Origin of the sequence: Sphingomonas sp. OK281 (assembly GCF_900115295.1) — a bacterium.
GTDB lineage: Bacteria > Pseudomonadota > Alphaproteobacteria > Sphingomonadales > Sphingomonadaceae > Sphingomonas.
Genome location: NZ_FOVZ01000008.1, coordinates 83,002 through 108,131, shown reverse-complemented (window position 1 = coordinate 108,131; position 25,130 = coordinate 83,002). Strand labels below are relative to the sequence as shown.

The 25,130-nt window shown below is 61.3% G+C and carries 22 protein-coding genes; 15 read left to right on the top strand and 7 right to left on the bottom strand.

The features are described from left to right. Nucleotides 1–812: 812 nt before the first annotated feature. The 4 genes from BM244_RS20585 (at nucleotide 813) to BM244_RS20570 (ending at nucleotide 4,282) form a co-directional block, all read left to right on the top strand. The gene (locus BM244_RS20585) at nucleotides 813–1,259 is read left to right on the top strand and encodes a DUF736 domain-containing protein (RefSeq protein WP_093400791.1); all 447 of its coding nucleotides are present in this window, start codon (nucleotides 813–815) and stop codon (nucleotides 1,257–1,259) included. 79 nt (nucleotides 1,260–1,338) lie between these two features. Continuing rightward, nucleotides 1,339–2,427, top strand: a complete 1,089-nt coding sequence (locus BM244_RS20580; protein WP_093400790.1) for a DUF2493 domain-containing protein — start codon at nucleotides 1,339–1,341, stop codon at nucleotides 2,425–2,427. Nucleotides 2,428–3,003: 576 nt separating this feature from the next. Further along, the gene (locus BM244_RS20575) at nucleotides 3,004–3,312 is read left to right on the top strand and encodes a hypothetical protein (RefSeq protein WP_093400789.1); all 309 of its coding nucleotides are present in this window, start codon (nucleotides 3,004–3,006) and stop codon (nucleotides 3,310–3,312) included. Between the two features lie 388 nt (nucleotides 3,313–3,700). Further along, nucleotides 3,701–4,282, top strand: a complete 582-nt coding sequence (locus BM244_RS20570; RefSeq protein ID WP_093400788.1) for a hypothetical protein — start codon at nucleotides 3,701–3,703, stop codon at nucleotides 4,280–4,282. A 176-nt stretch (nucleotides 4,283–4,458) separates the two neighbouring features. Here BM244_RS20570 and BM244_RS20565 read toward each other — a convergent pair whose 3' ends face one another. Further along, nucleotides 4,459–4,683 carry a hypothetical protein gene (locus BM244_RS20565; RefSeq protein WP_093400787.1) on the bottom strand — a complete coding sequence of 75 codons (225 nt, stop codon included), beginning with the start codon at nucleotides 4,681–4,683 and terminating at the stop codon, nucleotides 4,459–4,461. Between the two features lie 544 nt (nucleotides 4,684–5,227). Between BM244_RS20565 and BM244_RS22840 the strand changes: the two genes are divergently transcribed. The 9 genes from BM244_RS22840 (at nucleotide 5,228) to BM244_RS22830 (ending at nucleotide 15,389) form a co-directional block, all read left to right on the top strand. Then, nucleotides 5,228–5,515 carry a hypothetical protein gene (locus tag BM244_RS22840; protein WP_132741093.1) on the top strand — a complete coding sequence of 96 codons (288 nt, stop codon included), beginning with the start codon at nucleotides 5,228–5,230 and terminating at the stop codon, nucleotides 5,513–5,515. Then, entirely contained in the window at nucleotides 5,505–7,838 is a 2,334-nt protein-coding gene (locus BM244_RS20555) for a type IV secretion system DNA-binding domain-containing protein (protein WP_093400785.1), read from the top strand. Before BM244_RS22840 ends, BM244_RS20555 begins: the two co-directional genes overlap by 11 nt. Nucleotides 7,839–7,840: 2 nt before the next feature. Continuing rightward, nucleotides 7,841–11,101 (top strand): MobF family relaxase, encoded by a 3,261-nt coding sequence (mobF, locus tag BM244_RS20550; RefSeq protein WP_093400784.1) that lies wholly within the window; start codon nucleotides 7,841–7,843, stop codon nucleotides 11,099–11,101. A 2-nt stretch (nucleotides 11,102–11,103) separates the two neighbouring features. Continuing rightward, on the top strand, nucleotides 11,104–12,165 hold the full coding sequence (locus BM244_RS20545; protein ID WP_093400783.1) for a nuclease-related domain-containing protein: 1,062 nt from the start codon (nucleotides 11,104–11,106) through the stop codon (nucleotides 12,163–12,165). Continuing rightward, nucleotides 12,152–12,472 (top strand): hypothetical protein, encoded by a 321-nt coding sequence (locus BM244_RS23290; protein ID WP_175518337.1) that lies wholly within the window; start codon nucleotides 12,152–12,154, stop codon nucleotides 12,470–12,472. The genes BM244_RS20545 and BM244_RS23290 overlap by 14 nt, the downstream gene beginning before the upstream one ends. After that, nucleotides 12,459–12,761, top strand: coding sequence for a hypothetical protein (locus tag BM244_RS22835; RefSeq protein WP_139227010.1), 303 nt, complete (start codon nucleotides 12,459–12,461; stop codon nucleotides 12,759–12,761). Before BM244_RS23290 ends, BM244_RS22835 begins: the two co-directional genes overlap by 14 nt. Then, nucleotides 12,751–13,509 (top strand): hypothetical protein, encoded by a 759-nt coding sequence (locus tag BM244_RS20535; protein ID WP_093400781.1) that lies wholly within the window; start codon nucleotides 12,751–12,753, stop codon nucleotides 13,507–13,509. Before BM244_RS22835 ends, BM244_RS20535 begins: the two co-directional genes overlap by 11 nt. A gap of 849 nt (nucleotides 13,510–14,358) precedes the next feature. Further along, entirely contained in the window at nucleotides 14,359–15,042 is a 684-nt protein-coding gene (locus BM244_RS20530) for a ParA family protein (protein ID WP_082445157.1), read from the top strand. After that, entirely contained in the window at nucleotides 15,039–15,389 is a 351-nt protein-coding gene (locus tag BM244_RS22830; RefSeq protein ID WP_139227008.1) for a hypothetical protein, read from the top strand. The genes BM244_RS20530 and BM244_RS22830 overlap by 4 nt, the downstream gene beginning before the upstream one ends. Nucleotides 15,390–15,472: 83 nt before the next feature. Here BM244_RS22830 and BM244_RS20525 read toward each other — a convergent pair whose 3' ends face one another. Beyond that, complete coding sequence (locus tag BM244_RS20525) at nucleotides 15,473–16,564, bottom strand: hypothetical protein (protein WP_139227006.1); 1,092 nt, start codon at nucleotides 16,562–16,564, stop codon at nucleotides 15,473–15,475. 149 nt (nucleotides 16,565–16,713) lie between these two features. On the opposite strand from BM244_RS20525, the gene BM244_RS20520 reads away from it, so the two are divergent. Continuing rightward, on the top strand, nucleotides 16,714–17,949 hold the full coding sequence (locus tag BM244_RS20520) for a site-specific integrase (protein WP_093400779.1): 1,236 nt from the start codon (nucleotides 16,714–16,716) through the stop codon (nucleotides 17,947–17,949). A 698-nt stretch (nucleotides 17,950–18,647) separates the two neighbouring features. Continuing rightward, nucleotides 18,648–21,041 carry a TonB-dependent receptor gene (locus tag BM244_RS20515; protein ID WP_093400778.1) on the top strand — a complete coding sequence of 798 codons (2,394 nt, stop codon included), beginning with the start codon at nucleotides 18,648–18,650 and terminating at the stop codon, nucleotides 21,039–21,041. Nucleotides 21,042–21,416: 375 nt separating this feature from the next. Here the strand turns inward: BM244_RS20515 and BM244_RS20510 are convergent, their stop codons facing one another. Genes BM244_RS20510 through BM244_RS20490 form a run of 5 tightly spaced genes read right to left on the bottom strand, consistent with a single transcriptional unit; the run spans nucleotide 21,417 to nucleotide 25,121 of the window. Further along, nucleotides 21,417–22,406, bottom strand: a complete 990-nt coding sequence (locus tag BM244_RS20510; RefSeq protein ID WP_093400777.1) for an alpha/beta hydrolase — start codon at nucleotides 22,404–22,406, stop codon at nucleotides 21,417–21,419. Beyond that, a complete protein-coding gene (locus tag BM244_RS20505) occupies nucleotides 22,403–23,041 on the bottom strand; it encodes a glutathione S-transferase family protein (protein ID WP_093400776.1) in 639 nt (212 codons plus the stop codon). Before BM244_RS20505 ends, BM244_RS20510 begins: the two co-directional genes overlap by 4 nt. A 12-nt stretch (nucleotides 23,042–23,053) precedes the next feature. Beyond that, nucleotides 23,054–23,596, bottom strand: a complete 543-nt coding sequence (locus tag BM244_RS20500) for a cupin domain-containing protein (protein ID WP_093400775.1) — start codon at nucleotides 23,594–23,596, stop codon at nucleotides 23,054–23,056. 11 nt (nucleotides 23,597–23,607) lie between these two features. Further along, complete coding sequence (locus tag BM244_RS20495) at nucleotides 23,608–24,516, bottom strand: alpha/beta fold hydrolase (RefSeq protein ID WP_139227004.1); 909 nt, start codon at nucleotides 24,514–24,516, stop codon at nucleotides 23,608–23,610. Further along, nucleotides 24,513–25,121: an isochorismatase family protein gene (locus BM244_RS20490; protein ID WP_093400773.1), complete on the bottom strand. Its 609-nt coding sequence runs from the start codon at nucleotides 25,119–25,121 to the stop codon at nucleotides 24,513–24,515. The genes BM244_RS20495 and BM244_RS20490 overlap by 4 nt, the downstream gene beginning before the upstream one ends. Nucleotides 25,122–25,130: the final 9 nt, after the last annotated feature.

The window sequence follows — 25,130 nt, the reverse complement described above, 5'->3', positions numbered from 1 at the left end:
AGAGTTGAAGGAAAAATAGGAAGGGTTGGGACATCCCCGCCCAAGAGGGCGGGACCGTTCAATAGTCGGCAAGAGCCTCCCGGAGCCCCGCGAAGAGCGGGTCTCCGCCCTTCGGGTACAATCACTTGTCGGACTCCCGGCACGCGCTGAGAGGGCTCGTGCGCCAGGTTCGCGGATGGCCTGGGGCGGGTGTGTCGATCTACCCTGCCCTCTTGTCTAGGACCATGACCACCGCAGGCAGCCTTCGGCTGTGGAATCATGCGCTAGGCGCATGATGTGTGCTTTGTGGGCCTGTGTTCTCATCACACCCTTCGCCGTCTCTCAGTGTCTCGGCGTGGCAGACCCGTCCGACGGGGTCGGCGTCAAAGGGGAATTGTCCGCTGGAGCGGACAATGCTTTTATTTGATTTGAAGACGCCTCAACAAGAATACCGGGCCTGAAGGCCCTACGGTTTCCACCGCTAAAGCGGCGGAGCCTCCGTCATTCGTGTTGACCCCGCCAGCCGTGCCTGCCTCTTGAGCCCCTGCGAGGACGGCTCCGGGTGCGATGAGAACAAAGGCCGGGCCTTGCCCATAAGCACGGTAGAAACAGAATTGCTCGCTACCGCGATCAATACGTCTTTGATTTGTTATTTACGCCCCCTAGTCGGGGGCTTATTTATGCTCGGACTCACCGTGTACGATGATTAGGCGTCAAGTAATCAATCAGGTTGGTCAAATAGAGTGGAGGGGGTAAAAAGAAAATGCCGGAGGGGAAGGGCCCCAAGCACCGGCAAACAGGGGAATAGGCCCCCGCAACGTGGAGTGAATACTATGAACATTGGTTCTTTCAAGTCGGTCGGCGGTCAGCTCCTCGGTTCGGTCGCAACGGCAACCATCGACCTCGCGCGCCTTGGCCTCCGTCCCGTCGAGAGCATGAACGACAAGGCCCCCGCGTTCGAGATCATGGTTTTGAACGTCGCGAAGCGTTGGGTGCAGATCGGCGCGCTCTGGGAAATGACCAGCAACAGCAGTGGCGAAGTTTTCTATCAGGGCAAGCTGGACGACCCCAGCATCAGTGAACCCCTCCAGATCATGCTTTTCGGCAATAACGAGGAAGGTTTCCGCGTCGTCTGGAACCGCCCGACCACGCGCCGCGAAAATCTGGACGGCACGCGCCAGAACCGCCGCAAGGCATCGGATGACGGTTTCGGCACCGGCAACGCCACCGACAACGGCCAGCTTTCCGAGCCGCTAAACGACGAAATCCCTGCGTTCTAAGACCACCCAAACGGGCGGGGAGAGGGGTGCAACCCTCCCCCGACCCTAGCCGCCTACCCCTGCCAACGGAGTCAGACCAATGACGAAGAAAACGACCTCCCCGCGCCTTACCAGCTTTGCCGACTTGGGCGAAGCCATGAACGGCACCAACGCCACGCCCGCGACCGACAGCGCGTCCGACGACGCGACCGACCCCCGCACGGCAGAGATTGCCGAGAGCATGGCCGAAGACACCGCGACAACCAATTTTCAGGAAGCGTTCGGCGACGTTGGCGCGCTTTCGATCGTCGAAATGGGCGACGAGCGCGCCGAACTCGACATGCCCGAGCCGATCGAGGCGCAGCACGATTGCGCGGCGATCATGGCAACCCTTTTCGACCTGTTCCGCGACACCCGCCTAGAGACCAGCGCACAGGCGATCGCTTGGGGTTTCGTAAACTCGTTTCACTACGAAGCGCAGAAACTGGAACGTGAGGAAGACACGCTGTGTCGCGACCTTGGCGAGATGACGCGCCGCTATGATCCGTCCGAGATTTACGCCGTCGAAATGGAGGAATTGCAACTCCGCGCGCAGACCAAGACCGAACAGCGCGCCGCCATCGAATGCATGCGCGACTATGCCGCCGACTGCTACCGGGCACAGTCCGGCCACCCTTGGTCCCCCGCGCGCGGATCGAAGGTTTCCAGCGGAGGGACCGCAAGCCAGATTGCCGCCCTCGATTTCCTGAAGGCCCGCGCGCAGGACCACCGCGAAAAGCGCAACCCCACCGGCCCGCTTGTCGTCTTTTCGGGCGGTCAGGAGTGGCACGACTTTAAACAGCTTTGGGACCGCCTCGACCAGATCAAAGCCCGTATCCCGCACATGACGCTTTGCACCACCGCGCAGCGTAAAGGGTGCGACATGATCGCGGCAGCATGGGCCGCAAGCCGTGGCGTTACCGTGGTTGCCTTCACACCGCAGACGGGCCGCTATGGCAACCGCGCCGGGTTCGTTCGCAACGAGCAGCTTGTAAAACTCGCCCCCGTCGAAGCCATCGTTTGCCAAGGTTCCGGCCTGCAATCGAACCTGTTGCAGACCTTGAAGGACGCCCGCGTCCCGACCCACGCCTTCCGTATCGACGGACAGGCACCGGCACCGACCGCAACCAAGCGGCAGGCAATCGGCTAACCCTATCCGGGCGGCGCAGCCGAGAGCGCGCCGCCCCTCCCCTTTCCTTGGCAGGAAACACTAGGCCAGCGGCGGGCGAAATCCCCGCGCTGGCCCCTTTTTGTCAGCGTTGCTGTGGGGGGAACCCTACGGTTCCCCCCATGCCAGGCGACCGGCCGCGCGACGTCCTTGGCACGGCCCCGTCGGGCCGCACCTGGACGCCGCGCAGCCGGTCGCCTTCCCCCCTCCGGTAATGCGCTGCCGTAGCTTGAGAAGCATCGCGAACGAGCTGCCCGACCGTCCGGTTTGGGGCTGGCGCGGGACCCGGCTCGCTCGCATCGGTCAGGCCCTTCGGCCTGCCCTTCGCTACGCCTCGGCCGGGGAAGCGCCAGTGCGGGCATCGAGCCCGCCCTGGCGCTGCTGCCGCGGGGAAAATCTATCTCAAGTCGTCCTATTATCCCGGGCGGCGCGACAAGCCTCAAGGGACGGCAGGGTCCCACCATTTTTCTGCGAAAAATCGTTGCCCCTACCGCCGCTAAAGCGGTCGCAAGAGCGATCCCTTGACCCTCGCCGCGCCGCCCTAATCCGGAATGCGTCTTGAAGAAGAAGGAGGACGAAATGCAAGTCGCGTTGTTCAGAGCACTAAGATCGGCTAATATAGACGATGAGGCAGCGGCAAAGGCAGTCGTCGTCGTCGAGGAGCAGATCGACATGGCCGTGGATCGCGCAATTGAGCCGTTGAAGCAGCAAATCGCGGGTCTGGAGGTAAAGCTGGAAAGCGGCCTCAAGGGTATGCAGACCTCAATCGACGGACTTAAATGGTACATCATCGGGCTCGGCTCACTGATGACGGGAGCAATCGCGATCGGGGCTGCGCTCACCGCCTACGCCCAGTTCATCAAATGACCGCGGGAGGGGCTTTAGCTCCTCCCTTCATCGTCTAATACTCAAAGGGCCATCCGGGCGATCGGGTGGCCCTTTTCCGTTGCTGGTTTCGACGGGCGTGCGGCGCCGGCTCGCTCGCTTCGGTACGGCCCCGTCGGGCCTCCCCTGGCTACGCATCGGCCGGGGAAGCGCCGGTGCGGGCATCGAGCCCGCCCCGGCGCTGCTGACGCGGTTTTCCAACGTCTGACAGTCATACCCTGCACGCCTCGCTCGCCTGCGCGCAGCGGCCTTTCGCCCGTGCGCTGACTACGCGTCGCGGCATCGACGGTGGTGCTCGATCACAGGCGTCGCGAAACCTCTCCGGAGAGGAGGGAGGGAGAGATTTGCGGTTTCAACGAAGGATGTCACTATGACCATTACGTTCCGCGTCGAAGACGGCCGCGCCATCCTCGCGCCAATGGCGGCAATCATCACTCCCGACCAGCTCGCATCGCTACGCGATCTGCTTGCTGAGCAATCGCTCCGGTTGGGTTTTGCCATTTTGCTCCCGGGCTACGGCGTCACCGGCGATCCGTGGTTTGAGTTCGACGCCCGCGTCTGCCATCTGTCGCTCGCGACGGTCTCAAAATGCTTCGATCACGACCCTTGTGTCATCGCGATTTTCGACGAGGCTCAGTTCCTCGGTCGACGCGTCCGGGTGGCGCAGACTGAACCCACTGGCGACATTACGATACGCCTCTCTCTGAACCCGGATGCGGCCCCGGAAATAGCTCTCGCAACCCCCCACGCGCTGGCGCTGTTAGACGGCCTTGGGATCGACCGCAAGGTCGCCGGCATGGTGCCGATGACGGAGCTTCGCCGGAGGCTGACGGATCCCCGCATCAGGCGTCGCCTCGATTCCGATCCGGACATGGCCGAGAGCATTGAAACGCTGGCGACGATGGCGGCACTGAAACCGATCGAAGGGGAGTACCTGCTGGCGTGGATCTGATCCGTCCCCGTTATCTAAAACGACCGCATGGGACGCCCAGCCTACCGGCTGGCGCGTCCCTTTTTTTTGCCTGATGCCGCCAAGCCGGCGAGGCCCCTCCCCTGCCGAAAAGAGAATGGCCGCACGAGGTAGCAAACCCGTGCGGCCATTAGCGTGGGCCTCGGTCTCGAACCGTCTCAGGCTTTCGCCGTGAGCCGCTTCTCGACCTCGTCCACGCCCAGCGTCTTCACCGCCTCCATCAACCGCTCCAGTCGATCCAGCGGGAGCTTGAGCAAACCTACCTTCTCGACCGTCCCAATAGCCGTATCCCGAAGCTTCCTCAGATGCGCCTTTCGGCGATCTGCCAGCTTGCGTTCCTCGGCCTCGATCGCGGCCATTTCAGCGTCCAGTGACTTCGCCATAATACTTGCCTTTTGGTCAGGCTGATCGGGCTCTGAACGGGACCGGTATAGCCATCGATCAGGCGAGGGAAAAGCGCCAACCAACGACCAGCTTCTAACACCAAGGGAAACCCGATGACGATCATCGCAGAACGGTCCCAAGACACCACGCCAGAGCAACCAGTTCGACCGTCATTCCGCCGCGAAGGCGGGCCTCTGCCCCGCGGAAAACCGAGATGCCATCATATCGATACGAAGGACGGGGGAGATCAAATCGACACATGGGAATCGGGACTACAGTAGAGCACACCCTTGCAAGCTTTGCTTGCTTTTCCCGTTGAATATCAGGACCTTAAAAAGACCATGATAGTGTATACAATGTCTTACAGTTTGTCTTACAACGTATTACGCCTCAAAAGCGCAGATTTCCGCCGTTTCCCGCGTAAGACACCGTAATACGGCTTATGCCCAAACCACGATATCGAGCTTGTTGTAGCCGCGTTCCACAGCTATAAGGAACGTCCTCCTAAGGACCCATCAGCCTCTCTGCTAGGAGGCTGGTTACTTGAGTACCTCACGCCCTTATACCCTTCGGGTAGCCGGTGATCTGCGTGCCCGTATAGAGGCAGAAGCAGCCAAACTGGAGTGCTCGCCGTCGGACCTAATTCGTCGGGCGATCGAACAACATCTTGATGGCCGAAAGCTGCTTGAAGGCAGCGAGCGACGCCACTTGCGCGTGACCGAATATATGCAGGTCGCGCTCGATGCGATCATCCGGGAAAACCACCCGGAATTGCGCGAGACGCTCGTCCTCGAAGCCGACCGTCGCATGAAGCTTCATCATGGCGCGTGACGACCCAAAAGCGCCCCGCGAGGACATCCGCAACGATCGGCGTCCGATCCCCCAAAAGCACCATAGCGCACGTGGCGAAGCGCCTCGCAATTCGGGCAACTTCACCCGTGGCAGCCAGCTTCTCAATACCCAGGTCCTGATGTGGCTACAGGGTGCCAAAATGCCGATCTACATGTGGCTTGGCACTTTCGTCATCGCCTACTCCACGATCCTCTCGCTCACCCTCGACGAGAACAACATTCAGCTCATTTCGATGCGCATCCTGTCCGGGCTGTGGGACTGGATCTCGTTCGACGAGATGAAGCGCATCAACCTCCGTCTGCCCGACGACAGCGTGCGCCACACCTACATGGGCTACGTGCCTTACGTCCCGGAGGTCATCCTTGCATGGCACAAGGCCGTGAAGGGGTTCATGGGCTCGGTCGCGATTGCCTCGTGCATCACCATCCCGCTGTCGATCTGGTACGTCGACTTCTCGGCCCGTCGCGGCAAGGCGATGATCCAGGAACGCCATGAGCGCGGCGCCATGCTGGTCGAGCGCGATCTGCTCTATTCCGAGATCGCCCAACACAACAGAATCGAGTTCGTGAAGGAGGCCGCAAAACTCTTTCCGGACAAGACGCCGGAACAGGTCCTGAAGCTGAAGTTCAAGGCCCGCAAGATGGGCGGGATCCACCACCCCTACACCGTTGCCGGCATCCCGTTTCCACACCGTCTCGAACAGTCACATTTCATGACGCTCGGCACCACCGGTTCCGGTAAAACGACCGTGTTCCGTAAGCTCCTTCGTGAGATGCGCGAACGCGAAGATACCGCCGTCGTGTTCGACCTGACCGGGGCCTATGTCGAAGCGTTCTACGACCCGACACGTGACACCATTCTCAACCCGGCCGACGCACGGTGCCCGGCCTGGACGATCTTCAATGACTGCCGAACCTATAGCGAGTTTACCGCAGCCGCTGGAGCCCTGATCCCCTCGGACGGCGGGGCGGCCGATCCGTTCTGGGCACTCGCTGCACGTACCCTTTTCATCGAGATGTGCATGAAGCTCATCGAGAAGGGACTGACGTCCAACCAGGCGCTTGCCGACAACCTCATGACCGCTGACCTGAAGCTGGTTCACAAGCATCTTGCCAACACCATCGCCGACCCCATTACGGCCCCCGAAGCGGCCAAGATGGCAGAGTCGATCCGCGCGGTTTTCAATACGAATGCGCAGGTCCTGCGCTTCCTGCCCGACGACGGTCCACAATACTCGATCAAGGACTGGATGACGTCCGAGAAGAAGCCTGGCTCGATCCTATTCATAACCTCCAACTACACCGACCTCGAGATGAACCGGGCACTGCTCACGCTCTGGTCGAACCTCGCCATCCACGCGCTGATGACGATGAAGAAAACCCGCAACCTGCGCACCTGGTTCGTGTTCGACGAACTGGGCGCACTCCACCGCCTTCCGGCTATCGAGGACGGCCTCCAGACCGCCCGTAACTTCGGTGGTGCGATGGTGCTCGGGTTGCACTCGTTCGACAAGCTTACGCAGGTCTACGGCGAGGAAAATGCCCGCAACCTGTCGTCGCTCACACGCACCAAACTGATCCTCGCCGCAGCCGACCTCGACACTGCTGAACAGGGTGCGCGCTACATTGGCAACCGCGAGATCCGGCAGATGGATGAGGGGTACAGCTATGGTTACAACAACACCCGCGACGCCTCGACCCTGACCCCCCGTAAACAGATCGAGCCGCTGGTCATCCCCGATGACATCATGAATTTGCCCAGCCTGCACGGCTTCGTGAAGTTTCCCGATGGCTTCCCTGCTGCACGCATCCGCCTGGAATGGGAACATTACTCGACCGTCGCCGAGGGCTTCATCGAGCGGAAACCGGCTAAGCCGGACGAGCCTGGAAGGGTGGTTCGCGGAGGTGGTGGCAAGCCGCAGAGTGGCGACGACGATGTTGGACGTGGCGATGTGCCCGGTTTGACAGAAGAAGAGGTTGAGCCTGCAAACGTGGCCAACACCTTCGCCACTAATATCCTGTCGCAGCCGACTGAGAACGAGGTCGACAATTCGCGCGACGCTACACCGGTTGAAGCCACCGCCAGAACCGAACCGCCGGTGCTCGTCCAAGACATGCGTGAGCGTTCCGGCGATGACGATCGCAAGGACCGCGAACGGTCTCTGGAGGGTAAGTCCGTCCAGGCGCGCAGTGAGGACCAGCAGCGCCAGAAAGACGATCCTACGCCGACCGGAGAACGGCCGGAGGACCTGTCGATCCGGGAGGCGCGCGATGCCTTCCCTGATGACGGATACGGGATGTAACGATGCACTCGATCGCATCCGTTAAATCGGCATCCGGCGCCGCAAAATATTTCACCAAGGACGACTTCGTCAGCGGCGAATATTACACCGACGAGAAGGCCGGTGACGTCAGCATGTGGGGCGGTGAAGGCGCTACCGCAGCTGGCCTTACCGGCACCGTTTCGCAGGAGGCATTTGCAAAGGCGCTGAGCGGTGAGCTGCCATCTGGTGAGAAGGTCGAGGTCAGGGACGGTCGGCGTCCCGGTTTCGACCTGACCTTTTCCGCACCGAAGTCGGTGTCGGTAATGGCCTATATCGCTGGGGATAAGCGGATCCTCGGCCCCGATGGCGCCCAGACCAAGGCGGTTCAGCAGACCATGGCCTGGGTCGAGAAGAATATCGCGGCCGGTCGTATCACCAAGGACGGTAAGACCGAAACGGTAAAGACCGGGAATCTGGTCTATGCACTGTTTCAGCACGACACGAGCCGGGCGCTCGATCCTCAAGCGCATATCCACGCGATCGTTGCCAACATGACGCAGATGCCCGACGGCAAATGGCAGGCCCTGGACGCCCAAAAGCTATGGGCCAGCAACACCGTCATCGGCTCGATCTACCATAGCTTCCTCCGCAACGAGTTGGAGAAGCTTGGCTATCAGACCCGGATGGACGGTAAGCATGGCACGTTCGAGATTGTCGGCGTCCCAAAAGCGGTTCTGGAAGTCTTCAGCCAACGACGCGAACAGATCATGGAAAAGGCGGCCGAGCTAGGCATCGTCTCGCCAAAGGGTCGTGATGGCGTAACCGTCAACACGCGCGATCCAAAGCTGAATGTCGAAGACCGCGACGGGCTCGTTCTCGACTGGATGGCGAAAGCAGCGGAGCAAGGCTTTGACGGCAAGAAACTGCTCGAGGGAGCGTTAGAGAACGCCGCCAAGGCGGAGCAACGAGAGAACGCTGGCCCGATAGGGCGCAACTACACCGTAATCGCGGACGCCGTGAAAGTCGCGATGGATACGGTGTCGGGCTTGCTCCGGTCACCGGACCCACTGGTCGACCGCGGTTTGGTTCGTCTGGCGCAGTCCACCGGCCAGGCTAATGCGCAGCTTGCTGTCGCCTCCGCGATCCGCAGTCTCAGTCAACGCGAAGCGGCGTTCGATAAAGACAAGGTCGCCAAGAAGGCCCTCGACTTCGGCCTCAAGGGCGTCACCATCGATCATGTCGAGGCGAGGGTCGAGCAGCTCACCGAGAAGGGCAAACTCCTATCCGGGGAGATTACCCACCAGGGTCAGAAGGTCGAGGCTGTCACGACACCGGAAGCGCTTCGGACCGAGGAGAGCATCCTTGCGCGGGTCCAGGCGGGTAAAGACGCGGGTGCTCCGATCGTGGCACCCTCGGAAGCGCCAGACCGGCTGCAGGCCGCCTCCCCTCACCCCCTGAACGAAGGACAGCTTGCAGCCGCTACGCTGATCGTCTCGACCTCGGATCGCATCGTCGCGGTCCAGGGCATCGCCGGCGCCGGTAAGTCGACCATGCTGCAGGCGGTTGCCCGCGTCGTTGAGTCCGAGGGCAAATCGGTGATGGGCCTGGCATTCCAGAACAAGATGGTCGCGGACATGAAGGAAGGCATGGCGCGGCCGGACGCCATTCCCACTCGCGAGATGTCGGTCGATCAGATGCAGGATTCTGGGGTCAAAGCCGAGACGATCGCTCACTTTATCTGGCATAACGAAAAGCACGTCACCAACCAGAACACGCCGGAGGCTCAGGCGCGTCGTGACGAGCTGAAGAATACAATCATCGTCGTCGACGAGACGTCGATGGTGTCGAACCGTGACATGCTCAAGATGCTGACGATCGCAGAATCGCTCGGCATCGAGAAAGTCGCACTGATCGGCGATCGCCAGCAGCTCCTCCCGATCGATGCCGGCAAGGCCTTTGCCATGATGCAAGCCGACAAGATCGGCATGGCTCGCATGGATGACAACCTTCGCCAGCAGACTGACCAGCTGCGCACGGTCGCGGCGCTGGCCAACATCGGCAAGGCGGGGCAGGCCATGAAGGTGCTTGGCGACAAAGTCGTCGAGCATGAGGATCCATCGGCGCACGCGTCCGACCTGTGGCTGGCCCTGTCGCCGGATGAACGTGCCAACACGGCCATTTTCGCGTCGGGCCGCGAGACCCGTGCAGCGATCAATCAGGCGGTGCAAAAAGGCCTGAAGGACGAGGGCACGCTCAAAGGTGACGGGCTGTCCATTGCCGTCATCCAGAACGTGAACATCGAGCGTGAGGACCTGCGCTACGCCAAGACCTACGAGAAAGGGCAGCGGCTGGAGATCAAGGGCTCGGTGCCGGAGCTTAAACTCGAACGCGGTGTAGCCGAGGTCCGGCGAACCTTTGCCAACGGCAAGGTCGAGATCGTAAAAAACGGTAAGTCGATTAAGTTCAGTCCTCAGAAGATCGATCCGATGATCGACAAGGATCGTATGTCGCTCGCGACGATCGAGACGATCCAGATTCACGAAGGCGACCGGATCCGGTGGACTGATAACGACAAGGAGCGCGGCATCTACAATGCCTCGCTGGCCACGATCGCGGGCATCGAGAACGGTAAGGTCACGGTCGAGCTTGCCAACAAGGACCAGGTCACGCTCGAGCAGAACGATCCGATGATGCAGCGGATGAACCTCGCCTACGCGCTCAACATGCACATGGCGCAGGGCATCACCGTCAACAAAGCTATTACGGTGATGCAGAGCTTCGAGCGTAATCTGTCGAACCAGCGGCTCTTCAACGTCGGTGTCACCCGTATTCGCCTCGACCTGACCATGGTCGTCGACAACCAGCAGAAGCTCGAGCTGCAGCTGGATAAGAACCCCGGCGACAAAACCTCATCGCTGGAAAGCCTCGGCCGCCTCGATATCGATGGTGCTGCTGTACAGACCAAAGCGGCTGACGATGCGCTCACCAAAGCAATGGAGAGCCTCGACGAGGTGAGCAGCGAGAAGATCCTGATCGACCCTGCCAGCCTCGACATGACGGACCTGCCGCCAATGGGCGCGTCGACCACTGACTATTCCGACATCAAAAACCTCGATGGGGAGATGCCGTCGATCACGGACGGTCAGGACGCCGATCGGCGCGATGTTCAGGCCGATCCCAAGGACGACGAGCTTGGCATGCCTCCACTCGACATGGACGACCTCAGCGCCCTGCCCGCGATGCTCAAGTCTGGCGAACAGATCCGCGGCCTTCCTGAAAAAAACCTCAGCCTGGATATGTGACAATGAATAACTCGCCCACGACGGTGATCCTATGCGGCACGAACGAAACCATTCCATCCGACATCCTCGACCTCCTTTTGACGCAAGCGCGGAGGGGTTGCGGACGTTTGATGGTCGTCGACGAAGGTATCGGAGGGTTCGCCCAGTTCGATCATGTCATTCTGTCACGTCTGTCGCGCACAGCGGCCGTAGTCGAGGTGAAGAACTATCGTGGCCGGATCTCCAAGAACGAGCATAATGAATGGCACGTCTGGTATGAGGGACGGCGACGGCCGATCGACATCCCCAACCCATTGGAACAGGCCCGACGCCAAGGGGAGGTTCTCAGGGCCTGGCTGAAAGCGCGTCGGCATGACGTCGCGTTCGAGACGATCGGCGCGTTCGTCATCATCCCTCCGGAAGGCTCGATCGACCGCTCGAAGGTCGGCGCCGACGTGCGGATCTACAAGGGAGACAACTTCATTGCAGCATGGACGGAATTCGGCGGAATATCTCCTATGGGCCGGCTGTTCTCAACCGGCGTGTCAGCCAAGACGCTCTTGGCGATCAGCGGGCAGCTCGCAGGAGACCACCAGCCTGATCCCCGCGGCCTCGAAGAAATGATCGGCTTGCGATCGTCAAAGATTAAGCCGGCTGTGGTTGTCGACAACGAGGAAGACGGAGCCGACGACGAGACAAAGCCTGACGTCACGCAGCAGGGCGGCATCCAGGCCGTGGCTAGCGCAGAGGAGGCCTCCCCTGTCGTCGCCTCAAGCGACTCTAAGGCAACCGTGGTCACGAGCGATACTGCGCTGAGCACCATAGCCGCTGAGGGCAAGGCATCGGACAAGATTGAGATCGTGCCTGGTATATACGAGCGCGTACTGCCTGACGGCAGCGTCGCCTTCCTCGCCGGTAGGGATGAAGCAGCGGGTGTTTGTCTGAAGCTGGCTTGCGAGGGCCTGGCCCGGTGGAACCCGCGCTATCGCAACTGGCTGAGCGATGCGAGCAAAGCTCCAATCATCCGAGACGCCCTTATCACGACACATCGGGAACAGCGGGAGGTAAGTCATGGGGTTGGCTGAACGCGACTATATGCGAGCGCCACCCAGGCAACGTGGTCGTACAACCCGCCTCGATGCCGCGCCGACCGACGGTGTCATCTGGGAGGCGACGGTCGATCCCTCGCCTGAAGCCACACCGCGACACCGCCATCGCCGGCTGATTGCGCTGACATTATGGATCGTCGGCGGGACTGCCGTCTTCACGGCCCTGTGGGCGATCGCCTGCGCGATGATCGGAGCCCAATGGCACGGCCAGAGGGCCACCTTCACGCCGCACACGACGCAAAGCGATTCACGTACCGGGGGGAGTAATCATGCAGCAAGCTGAAAGGGAACCGTCCTCGGCCGAGTTGCTGACACCCGATGCACTGTCCGACACGGACTTGGCGGACAGCTTCCGGACTCAGTCATTCCACCTGATGCAAGCGCATCCCATCGCCGCTGCGCATCTGGTACTGGCTGCAGCTTCGATAGCGCCCACCTGCGCGGCCGAGCAAGACGTCGCTGACGAGTTTTCGTTCGTCATCGTCGATTTCGCTCAGCAACTCGGTGTTTTCCACCGCCGCGCCGTCAACCGGCGGGCAAAGGAAATTGCGGGGGCTGGTCATGGGCTTTGATGACCGAGACTATATGCGCGAGCGCTATCGGGACCGTCAGAGAAAGGCCTCCGGCACAACAATCTGGAACGATCGCAAAGCGAGGTTAGAGCAGCCGCACGACAAACGCGGAAAAGCGGTACCGCTTGGCAGCGCGCGTTGGATCGGAGGCGGTGGCAACGGCAGCGGAGTTGGCCCTGGCTGGTTCGATACAGCCAGTCGTGGGTTCTACTATCAGAAGAACCGACATCGTCCTAAACGACATGCTCAGACGCACCCAGCGCAGAAATGGATATTCCTGCTATGCGCGATGCCTATCTTGATCCCCGCCTACCGTGAGGCAAAACGCTCCGGCTGGTTTCCCGATCGCGTGGCGGAACTGCCCTTCCCAGCGTCCGGAACCGTCACGGTCAATAATAGCGTCGATCCAAAGACGGCGACGTCGAAAATTGGGGTGACAGCGGCAGATGCAAATGTTGTCGTACAGCTGTTTGATCGAAAAACCGACGTGCACGTCATCTCCGTCTATGTGAACCGTAACGAGGATGTATCCGTACCTGTGCCACCCGGCACTTACCGGATGAAAATCATCGAGGGGGACAAATGGCACGGTCTGACGAAGTGGTTCGGTACATCGACCACCTATGAGACTGTGGTGCGGCCGATGGTCTTCACACAGCGAACCAGTCGGACGATCGACTTGCATCGGTCGCCGGCCGGCAACCTCCACACCAGCATCAACTTTACCAACCCAAAACCGCTCAACTGAACAAGGGGAAGACACATAAATCGGACACTCGCAATCCTTGGGATGCTTGCGATCTTCCTCCCCCCCTGCGATGGCGCAAAAGCTCGTTAAGGGCGGTATCGACACTGATGGTGACATGGAGGTGCCGTGCGGCGACCGCTCCTAGGGACAATCGCGCTGGGCTAGAAGCGTACGCGGTGAACCCTGCCGACGGGCTCTTTGCCGCCATGGTGGCTCTGATTTGGGTGGCTGAAGCACAAAACGATGGATGCCTGTGTGTTGACCCCCTCCCCTGCCCCCTTTGCTGAAGCTCCTGGTGTCATAGTCGGGCGATCCCCCGCGCGTCGCCCGCGGAGAAGGTTTATATGCCCTCCAGCGCGAGCGGCAGCTTGCTGTGGGTGGATCGGTCGCTGGCGCGAACAATCAGCCTGCGCTGAAGGCGACAGATTATCTATTGCATGTAAAGCTGCTCTACTTTGCCAACGATCCTGGCAGCAGCGGTGGTCGTCTAACTCCAGCAGCCTACGACGTAGGCCAGCGAGGAGGGTGGATATCCGCAGGATATCCATTTCGTTTGGCTACCATAAGGATATCCAGTCAATATTCTTTGGTTAGCTATCAACCATCGACCACCATCGATCGGCCGCCATATCCATAGGCAAGCATATGCATAGGCCACCATATGCATAGGCCACCATATGCATAGGCAGCTATATCGATAGGCCATCCAAAGGCTTCCAAAAGGATATCCATTGTATATGTCTTGCACTATCAATTGGATTTCGATAGGCAGCCAACAGCCTATGCATGGCCAATCGATCGCAATAGGCAATTAGTAGCCTAGTAAAATGTTAATGAGGAAACGCAGGCATGCCAGCGATATCAGTAGCAAACCCGAAAGGGGGTGCCGGCAAAACGACTCTTACGTTCATTCTCGCTGGGGAGCTGGCTCGCAGCGGCGCGTCGGTTGTCGTCGTCGATGCTGATCCAAATGCGATCATAGCGAAGTGGGGCGCCAGGCGTACCGCTGAGGGGAGGGCACTTCCGTTTGAGATCGTAGCAAGCCCTAAAGAGTCAGAGCTAGTAAAGGTGCTAGACGCCCTCACCGAGAAGAACGACTTTGTTTTAATCGATCTTGAGGGGACGGCCTCGCGGATGACATCAAGAGCACTTGCCCGTTCTCACTTGGTACTGATTCCGTTCAATCTGTCGCCGATTGACGCAGAATTAGCAGCTAATGCCGTTGGTTTGATACACGAGGAGGCGGAAGCCTTAGGCCGCGTTATTCCGTACCGCCTCGTCCGAAGTCGTGACAACGCGGCGATCGAAACGAAATCTGCGAAACGAATTACCTCAGCAATCAAGGATGCTGATCTACCGTTGCTCAACAAGGGACTGGTAGAACGAGCGGCTTACCGTGACGTATTCGATTTTGCATCAACGTTGGAAGAACTGACCGATGAAAAGACTTCAGGGCTTGCAGCAGCCAAACGAAACGCATTCGAAGTTGCGTACGCAGTCGTAGAGGCTGTGCGTGAGGAGACTGACCGATGAGCGGTTATGGGTTCAAGAAGCCTATTGCGGCATCGGCTGACGAAGTCGCCGACAAACTCAATCTTTCCGGCCTCTCGAAAGCGCCTCTTCGTATCGATCCTGTGAGAGAAGAGGAAGCAGTCGCGCGTGGCGCTGCAATGGGGTTCGTCGATCGCGCCCAGGGGGAGGGCGAGAGTGTCTCAGCTCGACCTAGCCGACGTCGGCGAGAGACAGTCGCTCAGGGAAATCTCTTTATTAAGGGTCCACAAGAAACACTCGACTGGTTCGTTGAATTTACCAACCAGCGTGGTCACCGTTCCTATTGGCAGGCACTTGAGGAACTGCGAGCACTTACCGCGAAGGGTTAGGGTCCTTCTAGGCACCGAGCCTCCTGCAAGTAAGGCAAGCGAACAGGCTAATATTCTTCGTGGGTATCCAAAAATGGCACTGGCTAGTTTCGTTTATCGAGACCCCGTGTGAGGAGGCGGTCAATCTCTGCCATTGCGATATCAAGATCCGCAGCCGCTGCACAAAGCGAACCGTGATCGAGGGACGCAGACGGCGACGGAGACGAACCGGGGAGGGCAGGGGATACCAAACCTCCCGTTTCGAGCCCAACGAGTCTCGCAGCAGCAAGCGCGCGCGCCTGGATATCGGCACCGGCGCGCGACAAGCCAAGCGCGCGCATGAGCTGCTTGCGCGTGGTCGGACCGAGCGCCGCCAAAAGCGTCCAAGCCTCAAACGCACGGGCGTTGCGGGATAAGCCGACGAGGGCATCACGACCGCGACCCAACACCGACTCTATGCGCTCCAAGTTCGTGAAGGCGGCCAACGCTTCATGCGTGCTATGGTCGACGAGCGCGGCAGCCCGCTGGGCGTCCGTGACATCGAGGCGAAAGACCGTGCGCGGGACTATCCCGGTAACCGGTGGGACGATGCCGCGTGCAACAAGCACAAGGTTCAGGGCCCAGCATCCGGCCGGCTCGGACGCAACGTAATGCCGCATCGATCGGGAGGGCAGGGGGAGTAGCGCCTCGTGCCCAGAGCTTTCGGCGAAGTCCGGCGCGCGGATCAAAACGTCGACCGCGACCGCAGCGCGCGCCAGCCCATGGAGCGGATGATCCGGACCGGCGTCCGCCAGTCCGCAGGCACCGGTGAGGGGGCCACCGGCAGCCGCCTGCGCCAAGGCATCCTCGGCGGCGTTGAGCAATGCCAGCGCATCGACCTCGAACCCGCGCGTCGCGTTGACCATGCGAACGACCATCGTTGCAGCGTCGGCAATCGGTGGCACCCCGTGTGCAGCAAGCCAGAGCACGACGGCGTCGCGGCGGGGGTCATCGGTCAGAAGGATCGAGAGGGCGTCAGTAGAAGGCTGGTGGGCAGCGCCGACGTTGCCAATGCCGGCATCGCGTCGATACGCGCGCCACGAGTCGGCCACGGTGGCGAGGCTCGCAACCTTGCGGATTTCTGGGGAGGCAAAGCGAATTGCACCTGCCAGTCGACCGAGCGCGTAGCCTAGCGAAGTATGATCAGTGAACGTCATCGCGCCCATCATATGCTAGCAATAACGAGATCACTAGGCATTGCTATATGTTATGGCTAGTAACTTACCATAATCGGACATTATGGTAACTACAGAAATCAACCACGAACCGGAATGCAGAGCGAAATGGATCATCAGAGCGCAGTCGCTTGAGCGAGATCGTCGTCCATCGCACCGACGGGGAGGGGCTGCCGGTCCGGGCACGACGTGAGTTGGTCGAGCCGATCAATGTCCGCGTTACCCGGTTGCTGGGTCTTGCGCTGCCGGCTGAAGGTGTCCCTGTCAGCGAGATCGGTTTCGCGGCGCAGCTCGGCGCTATGGCAGCGGCGAGCAAGGCGGCGCTGGCGGCGGACCTGGCCTGCTATCTGCGTTGGTGTGAGGACATCCGTGTCGCCCCGCTGCCCGCCGAGCCCGAAAACCTGGTCCGCTACATTGCCATGCTCGAGGCGCGGGGCGCCAAGCCCGCCACGGTCGCCCGGCGGGTTGCCAGTCTCGCCACGGCACACGGCCTGTCAGGCCTGCAGGAGAGGGGGCATGCGCCCACGAGCCACGTCATGGTCCGTGCGGCGCTCAAAGGCCTGCGCCGGCGTCGTGGCGCTGCCCAACGCCAAGCTGCGCCGTTGCGCTTCGGCGCCACCCTGGACCCGCATACCAAGGGATTCACCCTAATGGCCTTGCTGGAGGCCTGTGGAGGCGATCTACAAGGCTTGCGGGACGCAGCGCTGCTGTCGCTCGGTTATGACGCTGGACTGCGGGTCAGCGAGCTCGTCGCCGTCACCGTCGCGCATATCGATCCGCACAGCGACGGTTCGGCACTCCTGTTCATTCCGTCGTCCAAGACCGATCAGGAGGGGCAGGGGGCCTGGGGCTGGCTGTCCGCGGACACGATGCGCCGGGTCGGTGCCTGGCTGGTAGCGAGTGCCATCACCGAGGGGCCGGTCTTCCGCCGCGTGGGGGTTGATCGGCGCCGTCTGCGCGTCGCGGTTCCGCCAATGGCGTACGAGGCGATCCCGGGGCACACACGGCACTGGCAGGAGAAGCTGAAGGGAAAGAAGGCCGAACCGGCGCGGACAGTGTATACCGTTGGTACGACCTCGCTTAGCCGGCAGGGCGTCAACGGCATCTATCGGCGGGTGGCGCTTAGTGCCTTCGACCAGGGGCTGGTCGAGATGCCGATCGTGAAGGTCGAGGAAGCAGCGAGGGCCCTGTCGAGCCACTCGCTGCGTGTTGGGCTCACGCAGGATCTGTTTGCGGCCGGCGAGGACGGCGTTGGCATTGCACAGGCGCTGCGCTGGTCTTCACCGTCGACCGCGCTCCGCTATGGGCGGAAGCTTGCAGCCAGGAGCAATGTCGCGGCGCGCGTGTTGTCGAAGATCAGAGGCTGATCACCGCCTTGCCGGCGAGGCCTATGGCACCGACAGCGGTCCCGGCAGGTGCCGGGGAAACCAAGTGAGAAGAGCGTCCGACAGCGCCGTAGCAACAGCAGAGGGGTCACCCGTTCGCGTCCCGCTTGCGCCCACAGTGGTCGCCTGTCCTGTCCAGACGACGCCGCTATCGGGGCGCAGCGACACGGTCACTTCGAGACGGGTCGCGATCAGACCGTGCAACTGATCCTTCCCCGAGGGCAAAGTCAGCGACAGGCCTCCAAGTCCTGCCGCCACGCCCTGCCGATCCGATCGATCGTTGCCCGATCAAACAACGCCGCGCTGTGTCTGTGATAATTGAACCTTGGCGAAGTAAAGGCTGTGGTTTGTGTAGGGCACGGGCAGGAAAGGTGTTCGAAGGAGGGCTCGCTGAACGGCGTTATTGAACAGGTGTAAACCGACATCCCGCGCCTGTCGCGCGGCATAGATACACGATGATACACGATGCGATCGCGTGTTTCCATCGTGTACGCGATCAATGGATTGCCAACGCAATTGACGTTGTACGCAGTCGCGATCCTTCGATCTATGGCGTGGGGAGGGTTCGACATGCATCGAACCCGGAGATGCGCGGCCGGCGGCAAAGCCCTCAGGGCCGCGCGCTCGTAGGGGGAGTGAAGTCTGTGGGTCGTTATTCCACCTTTCGGGTAGTTGGCTTGATGGCCACGGCGAGCTGTATAGCATACCCCGATCTGGCAATCGGGCAGACCGGGCCGGAAGCTGGCGCGCAAAGCTCTGCTGCCAATGCTGCCGCCAAGCTCGACGCCAACGATATTATCGTCACCGCCCGCAAGCGGACCGAACGACTGCTCGACGTCCCGATCGCGATCTCGGCGTTGTCGACCGAACAGCTCCAGCGCTATTCGACGAATACGCTCACCGCCATCAGCCAGCAGGTTCCACAGCTCGTGATCGCCGAATCGCAGAACCAGGTCGGCGGGTCGATCAACCTGCGCGGGATCGGCGCCGGTATCTCGAATCCGTCGACGGAAACCGCGGTGACGCTCAACCTCGACGGCGTGCCTATTAGCTACGGCAATGCCATCCGGCTCGGCCAGATCGATCTGGATAGGGTCGAGGTGCTGAAGGGCCCACAGGCCTTATTCTATGGCAAGAACAGTCCTGGCGGCATCATCTCGCTGATCTCGCAGGATCCGGGCAAGGTCTTCGAATCGCAACTTCGTGCGGGTTACGAAGCCTATGCCAAGCAACGTTTCGTCGAAGCGGTGGTTTCGAGCCCGGTTTCCGACACCGTCGGTGCGCGGCTCGTCGGCTATTATTCGAAGGAAGACGGCTGGTTCCGCAACATCGCCGTGCCGATCGCCAACGTGACTCCGGGGCCGGCGGCGAAATCGCTCAACGCCGAGACTGTCTTCGTGCGAGGCACGGTCACCTACGACGCGCCCGGCGGCGCGACCCGCCTCAAGGCCAAGGTCAATTACGGCGAGCGCAATCGCGACGGGGTCGGCCCGACCGGCCTGACTCAGATCGCCTCGTGCCCCGGCGGGGTCAGCCGGTTCGGAGCGACGGACTGCAAGCTCAACCGTACTTTCTACAGCGAGATCATTCCAGCGCGCGTGACGGCGCTCGATCCGACGTTCGGCGACGGCGTTCCGTTTTCGAAATCGAACCAGTTCCTCGGTTCGCTGTCGGCGGACCAGGACATTGCCGATACGCTGACGCTGTCGGCGGTGTCGGGCTATTACCGCCTGGCGGAAAAGTCGGTCGATCCTTTCACCTTTTCGAACGTGCCGTATTTCGCCGCGTCGAACGACCTCGTCGCCAAGGCCTTCAGCCAGGAACTGCGGCTGGCATCGGACTATGACGGGCCGTTCAACTTCCTGCTCGGGGGCTTCTACCAGGACGCGCATTTCCAGATCCGGCAGGCGTTCGGGGTGGATTTCGGTGCCCCGTTCCTGGTCGGCTCGACCTATTACGACGTTCATACCGTCGCCACCTCGGCGTTCGCGCAAGGGCGGTACAAGCTGCTCGACCGGCTCGAGCTGGCGGTCGGCGGGCGCTATTCCTGGGAGCGCAAGTCGCTGACCGGTACCTCGTTCGCCAGCCCGATCGACGTGCTGACGCCGAAGCGCAGATATCATAACTTTTCTCCCGAGGTGACGCTCACCTATCGGCCCACCAGCGATCTGACTGCCTATGCCGCGTACCGCGAAGGGTTCACGTCGGGCGGGTTCAACACCGTTCCGACGACGCTTCGTTCTACCGTCAACCAGACGCCACCACGCGTCGATCTGTCTTATGGCCAGATGCTCGCGCGCGGGGGCGAGGTCGGCCTAAAGGGGTATCTGGCGGATCGCCAGATCACGTATGATCTGGTCGGTTTCTATTATAAATACAACGGGTTGCAGCTTTCCCGATACGACAACGCGTCGTTCACGCAGCTTACCCAGAACGCCGGCGGTGCCGATACGAAGGGCGTCGAACTGAGCGTGACCTATCGCCCCAAGGTCCTGCCGGGCTTCTCCGCCAGCACCGCGCTGGCATATAACAAGGCGCGCTACACCGATTTCATCGGCGGCTGTTATGCCGGGCAGTCGATTGCGGCAGGGTGCGATCTGAACCCGCAATTCCCAACACGGGCGCCAGCAACGTTCGGCACCGCCGCCAACCCCTACCAGAACCAGGATCAGACCGGACAACAGCTGTTCCGGGCGCCTGAGTTCGCGCTCACCGCCGGCATCGTCTACGATCATAGCTTCGGCGACAAGCTCGGCGCCTCGTTCGCGATCGATACCAATTACTCGAGCAGCTACGTCACCCAGACCGAGGGTAATCCGTTCACCCGGCAGGAATCTTACTGGCAACTGAACGGCGTGATTTCGCTGAACGGCGGGCGGAACAAGTCGTGGGATCTCGCACTGATTGGCCGCAACCTGACGAACAAGCTGGTGATCATCGGCGGCTCGGTCGTCGGTGCGACTGCGCGGGGCACGGGAACAGGCAGCGTGGTGGCCGGCGATATCCTTGGCGGCGCGAGCACGCCGCGAAGCGTCATCCTCCAGCTCACGCTGAGGAGTTCGCTTCTCCAGTGAAATTGTCGTGGGGTCCAACGTGCCGCAATGTGGATCAGTGCCGAAAGCGGGATCCCGTTCAAAGTGCGGCAACTACCAGTAATCTTTTGGAAAGTATTGGCTATTAAAGGGTTCCAGATCGGCGCCGATCGAGACTCCGGGTTAAATAAATCTTTGGCGTAAATACAACGGCTTGGCAAAGATTTACTGGGCCCAAGTTTCGGCGCCGATCCACAGTGTGAAGAATGCAATCTCCTCGATCGTCTGCCCCTTCAGGGTCGAAGCGACCATGACCGGGCTGTCTGACCATAAGGCTGCACTTTGTGGAGCGAACACCTCGGCGGAGCACAGCAAGCCGGGCACGAGAACAGTGGGAACCATAATCAACTACTGATCTCAGCTAAGGTTTGGATTTGGTGACATATTGTCGCGAGGACGCGTCGGTCGAACGCACTTTAATCCAAGCAGTGCGCGCAGGAACCTGCCCACATCGTCCAAGGCCTCAACGGCTCCACGCAACATCGCAACGTTTGCCGGAAAGACGTGAACCATGCCCTTCCAAACGTTGAGCTCGGCATATCCCCCGGCAGCGGCCAGGCGCTCGGCGTAGCGGCGAGCATCGTCGAGCAATATTTCGTCCTCGCCGACGTGCAGGCAGACCGGCGGGAGACCGGACAAGTCGCCGAATATCGGTGAGATCAATGGATCGCCTCGATCGGCCGCGCCCACGTACAACGACGCAGCGGCATCCAGGGTCGCTTGGCTCAGCAGCGGATCCGCGGAAGCCCGGGTCTCCATACTGGCACCGCTCAAGGTCAAGTCCGCCCACGGAGACATCGCCACCGCGCCGAGCGGGCGCGGATATCGCCCTTCGCGGGCTTGCGCCGTCGCCTCGGCGAGAAGCACGAGAGTGAGACCGCCACCGGCGGAGTCCCCCGCCAATGCAATCCGTCGATATCCCGCATCAGCCATCCCGCGATAAGCTGACTGCGCATCGTGGACTGCGGCGGGAAACGGCCGTTCAGGAGCAAGGCCATAGTCCGCGATGAAGGTGGCGATGCCGGTACGTGCCGCGATCTGCCCGACGAAATGACGATAAGCCGTGGCCGATCCGGCGACATAGGCACCACCATGAAGGTACAGGATGGCGACGCCCGGTATCGCTCGGTCAGGTCGGCACCACCAGCCCGCCACACCGCCAACCTCGGCCTGCACGTACTCCACGTCATCTGCGGCTGGGGTGCGCTCCATCAACGTATCGAACGCCGGTCGAGCGTCCGGCCCGAACTTCGCCTCTGGCTGAAGCGCAAGTATCCCGCGCATCGCCAGCATCGCGGCACGGTCGAGCAAATGTTCGTTATGGCAGGTGCTGCTGAGTTTGGTCATGCTTCACCCCATAGCTGTCGGACTTTCCGGATTGCCGGTCTGTCCAGCATCATCTCATAATGACGCTGAATGTTGACCGGCAGGATTATGTCGTGCTGCGGTGCCCAGCGTTCCGCGTAGAAAAGCGCCGCGTCCGCGATGGTGAAGGTGTCGGCGACCGCGAAGGCGTGATGACCGAGCTGCGGGTCGAGGATGGCGAAGCCCTCCTCGACCATCTTCCTGCCCTGCGCGGATACCGATCCGCTTCCAAGCCCGATCGTCTGATGGACGACGTCTTGCGGCTCGAATGCCTTGGGGTTGAAGATGCGTGCGTAGCCCTGGCCGTGAATCGTACCTTCGATGTAAGCGATGGTCTCGACTGCGCGTGCCTCGAGGTCGTGATCGGTGGGTAGCAGCGCCTTCGCAGGGTTCATGCGCGCCAGCCAGGTCGCGATCGCCGCGAACTCGGTGAGCACCGTTCCGTCGTCGCGAACGAGCGTAGGCACCTTGCCCTTCGGGTTCAGCCCCGAGAAGGGCGGGCGGTGCGTGGCACCGCCCGCGACGTCGAGCTGCTCGGTCTCGTACGGTGCGCCGATCTCCTCCAGCAGGATGTGGATACCGATCGCGCAAGTGTGTGGACCCCAGTAGAGCTTCATTGCGATATTCCCTTAGACCAGCATCTCGGTGCGGTATTTGGGAGCGAGTTCCATCGCCAATTGACCCTTGGCGGCCTGCTCCTTCTTGTCGAGCTTCGGCGGCGACGAATCACGGCTGTCGACGGGCACGCCGACTGCCATGAAGAACTCCTCCTGACCGGCGGGCGTGCACATGCAGAGCATGTGCACGGTCTTTCCGGAGACGTTCTTGAAGACGTGCGGTGCATTGGCCGGGATGTTAACCGACATGGGTGCCTTCACGGTCTGGGTTTCCCCGCGAAACGTGAATTCGAGTTCTCCCTCGAGCAGCGAGAACATCTCCTCGAAATCATGCCGATGGGGGGGCGGCCCGCTGCCGTCGGGAACGAGCATGTCGATCAGGCAGTAGCGCCCGTCGGTCTGCGCGCCCGACACGAGGATGGTGTAGGTATCGCCCACGAGAGAAATGTGACGGGCCTGCGGATCGTCTGGATCGATGACAGTGAGCATCCGGTTGAGATCGTCCGCCGGGATCGGCGTTTCGGCGGGCGTGGACGTGATCGAATGGTCGGTCATGGATATTCCTTTCAGGACAGGGTTGCGGCGATAGCGCGGATGTGACGGACGACGGCGTCGGGGGCTTCTTCGGGAACGAAGTGGCCGGCCTCGCTCAGCGTTTCGGCCGCGACATTGGCGGCGACCATCCGCACCATCTCGCCCACCTTATCGCCCATCCCCTTCACGCCGCCGATGGCGACAACCGGGACGGCTACTTTGGCAAGCATCAGCGGTTCGGTCTGGTCTATGCTCGTGAACGCGGCGCGGTAGATGCCAAGCGCGCCGAGCACGCCTTCGCGCCCCGCGAAGGTCCGCAGATATTCGTCGACGGTCGCATCGTCGAACACTTCGGGGTGCACCGTTGCCCCTTCATAGAACCAAGTCAGGAAGGCGCGCTCGTTGCCCACGATCAGCCGCTCGGGGACGCCCGGCGCGAGCGGCAGGATCCACCACCACATCGACCCGTTTGCCATCGCCTGCGGGGTGTAGGTGATGACCTTGCGCAGCACTTCGCCGAGCATCACAGGTGCTTCGATGTAAAGTAGTCCGGCGACCTCTTGCGGGTGGTCCGCCGCCCAGATCAGCGCGGGGAGTGCCCCCATGTCGTGCGCAGCGAGGATGATCTGACGACGGCCGCCGAAACCGATCGCGGCGACGAGCGCACGCATCTCGTCGGCCAGCGCGCGCGCGTCATATCCGGTGGTTCCGGCTGGCTTGTCGCTGTCGCCATAGCCGCGCATGTCGGGGACGAGCACTGCCATACCGGCTTCTGCCAGCGCGGGCGCGACCTTATGCCACGCATAAGCGGTGGACAGGAAGCCGTGCCACAGGATCACCGGCTGGCCGACGGGATCGCCGCCGATCCAATAGTGCAAGCGGACGCCGTCCACCGTCCGCGTCTCGCTACGCAAGCCGGGAATGGGAAGCCCGCCGGTCATGCGCTCGTCCACTTCACCGGCAACATCGGCGCGATGGCGGTCATCTCCATGACCAGCGGACCACCTTGAGGCGTGCTCCAGTCCTGTACGAGTTCGGCGACCATCGTGTTGGTCGACGTTAGCCAGACGCCGGCGCGTTCCATCCGTCGCCGCGCCATGTCCTCGCCGATCGCTGTATCGGTGCCAGACGCATCCATCACAGCCTGCACCTCATAGCCGGCCTCGACCGCGCTGATCGCCGGGAAGACCAGGCAGATGTCGGTTGTCACCGCGGCCATGATGAGCTGGCGACGTCCCGTCGCCTCGATCGCCTTCACGAAGGCAGGATCGGTCCAGGCATTGACGATGCCAGAGCGTTTCACACGCACTGCATAGGCCCCCGGCATCGCCTGCTGAATGGCCGGATGGATCGGGCCCTGGACATGGTCCTCCTGGCTTGAGGTCATCACGATCGGCATCCTGTAGGCAAGCGCGGCGTGGCCGAGCAGGACGGCGTTGCGGATCGCGGTGTCGGGCATGATATTCTTGATAAGCTGCGATGTGCCGACCTGATGGTCGATCAGCACGAGCGCGGCGCTGTCCGGCTTGAAATGAACGGAAGACATGACGGCTCC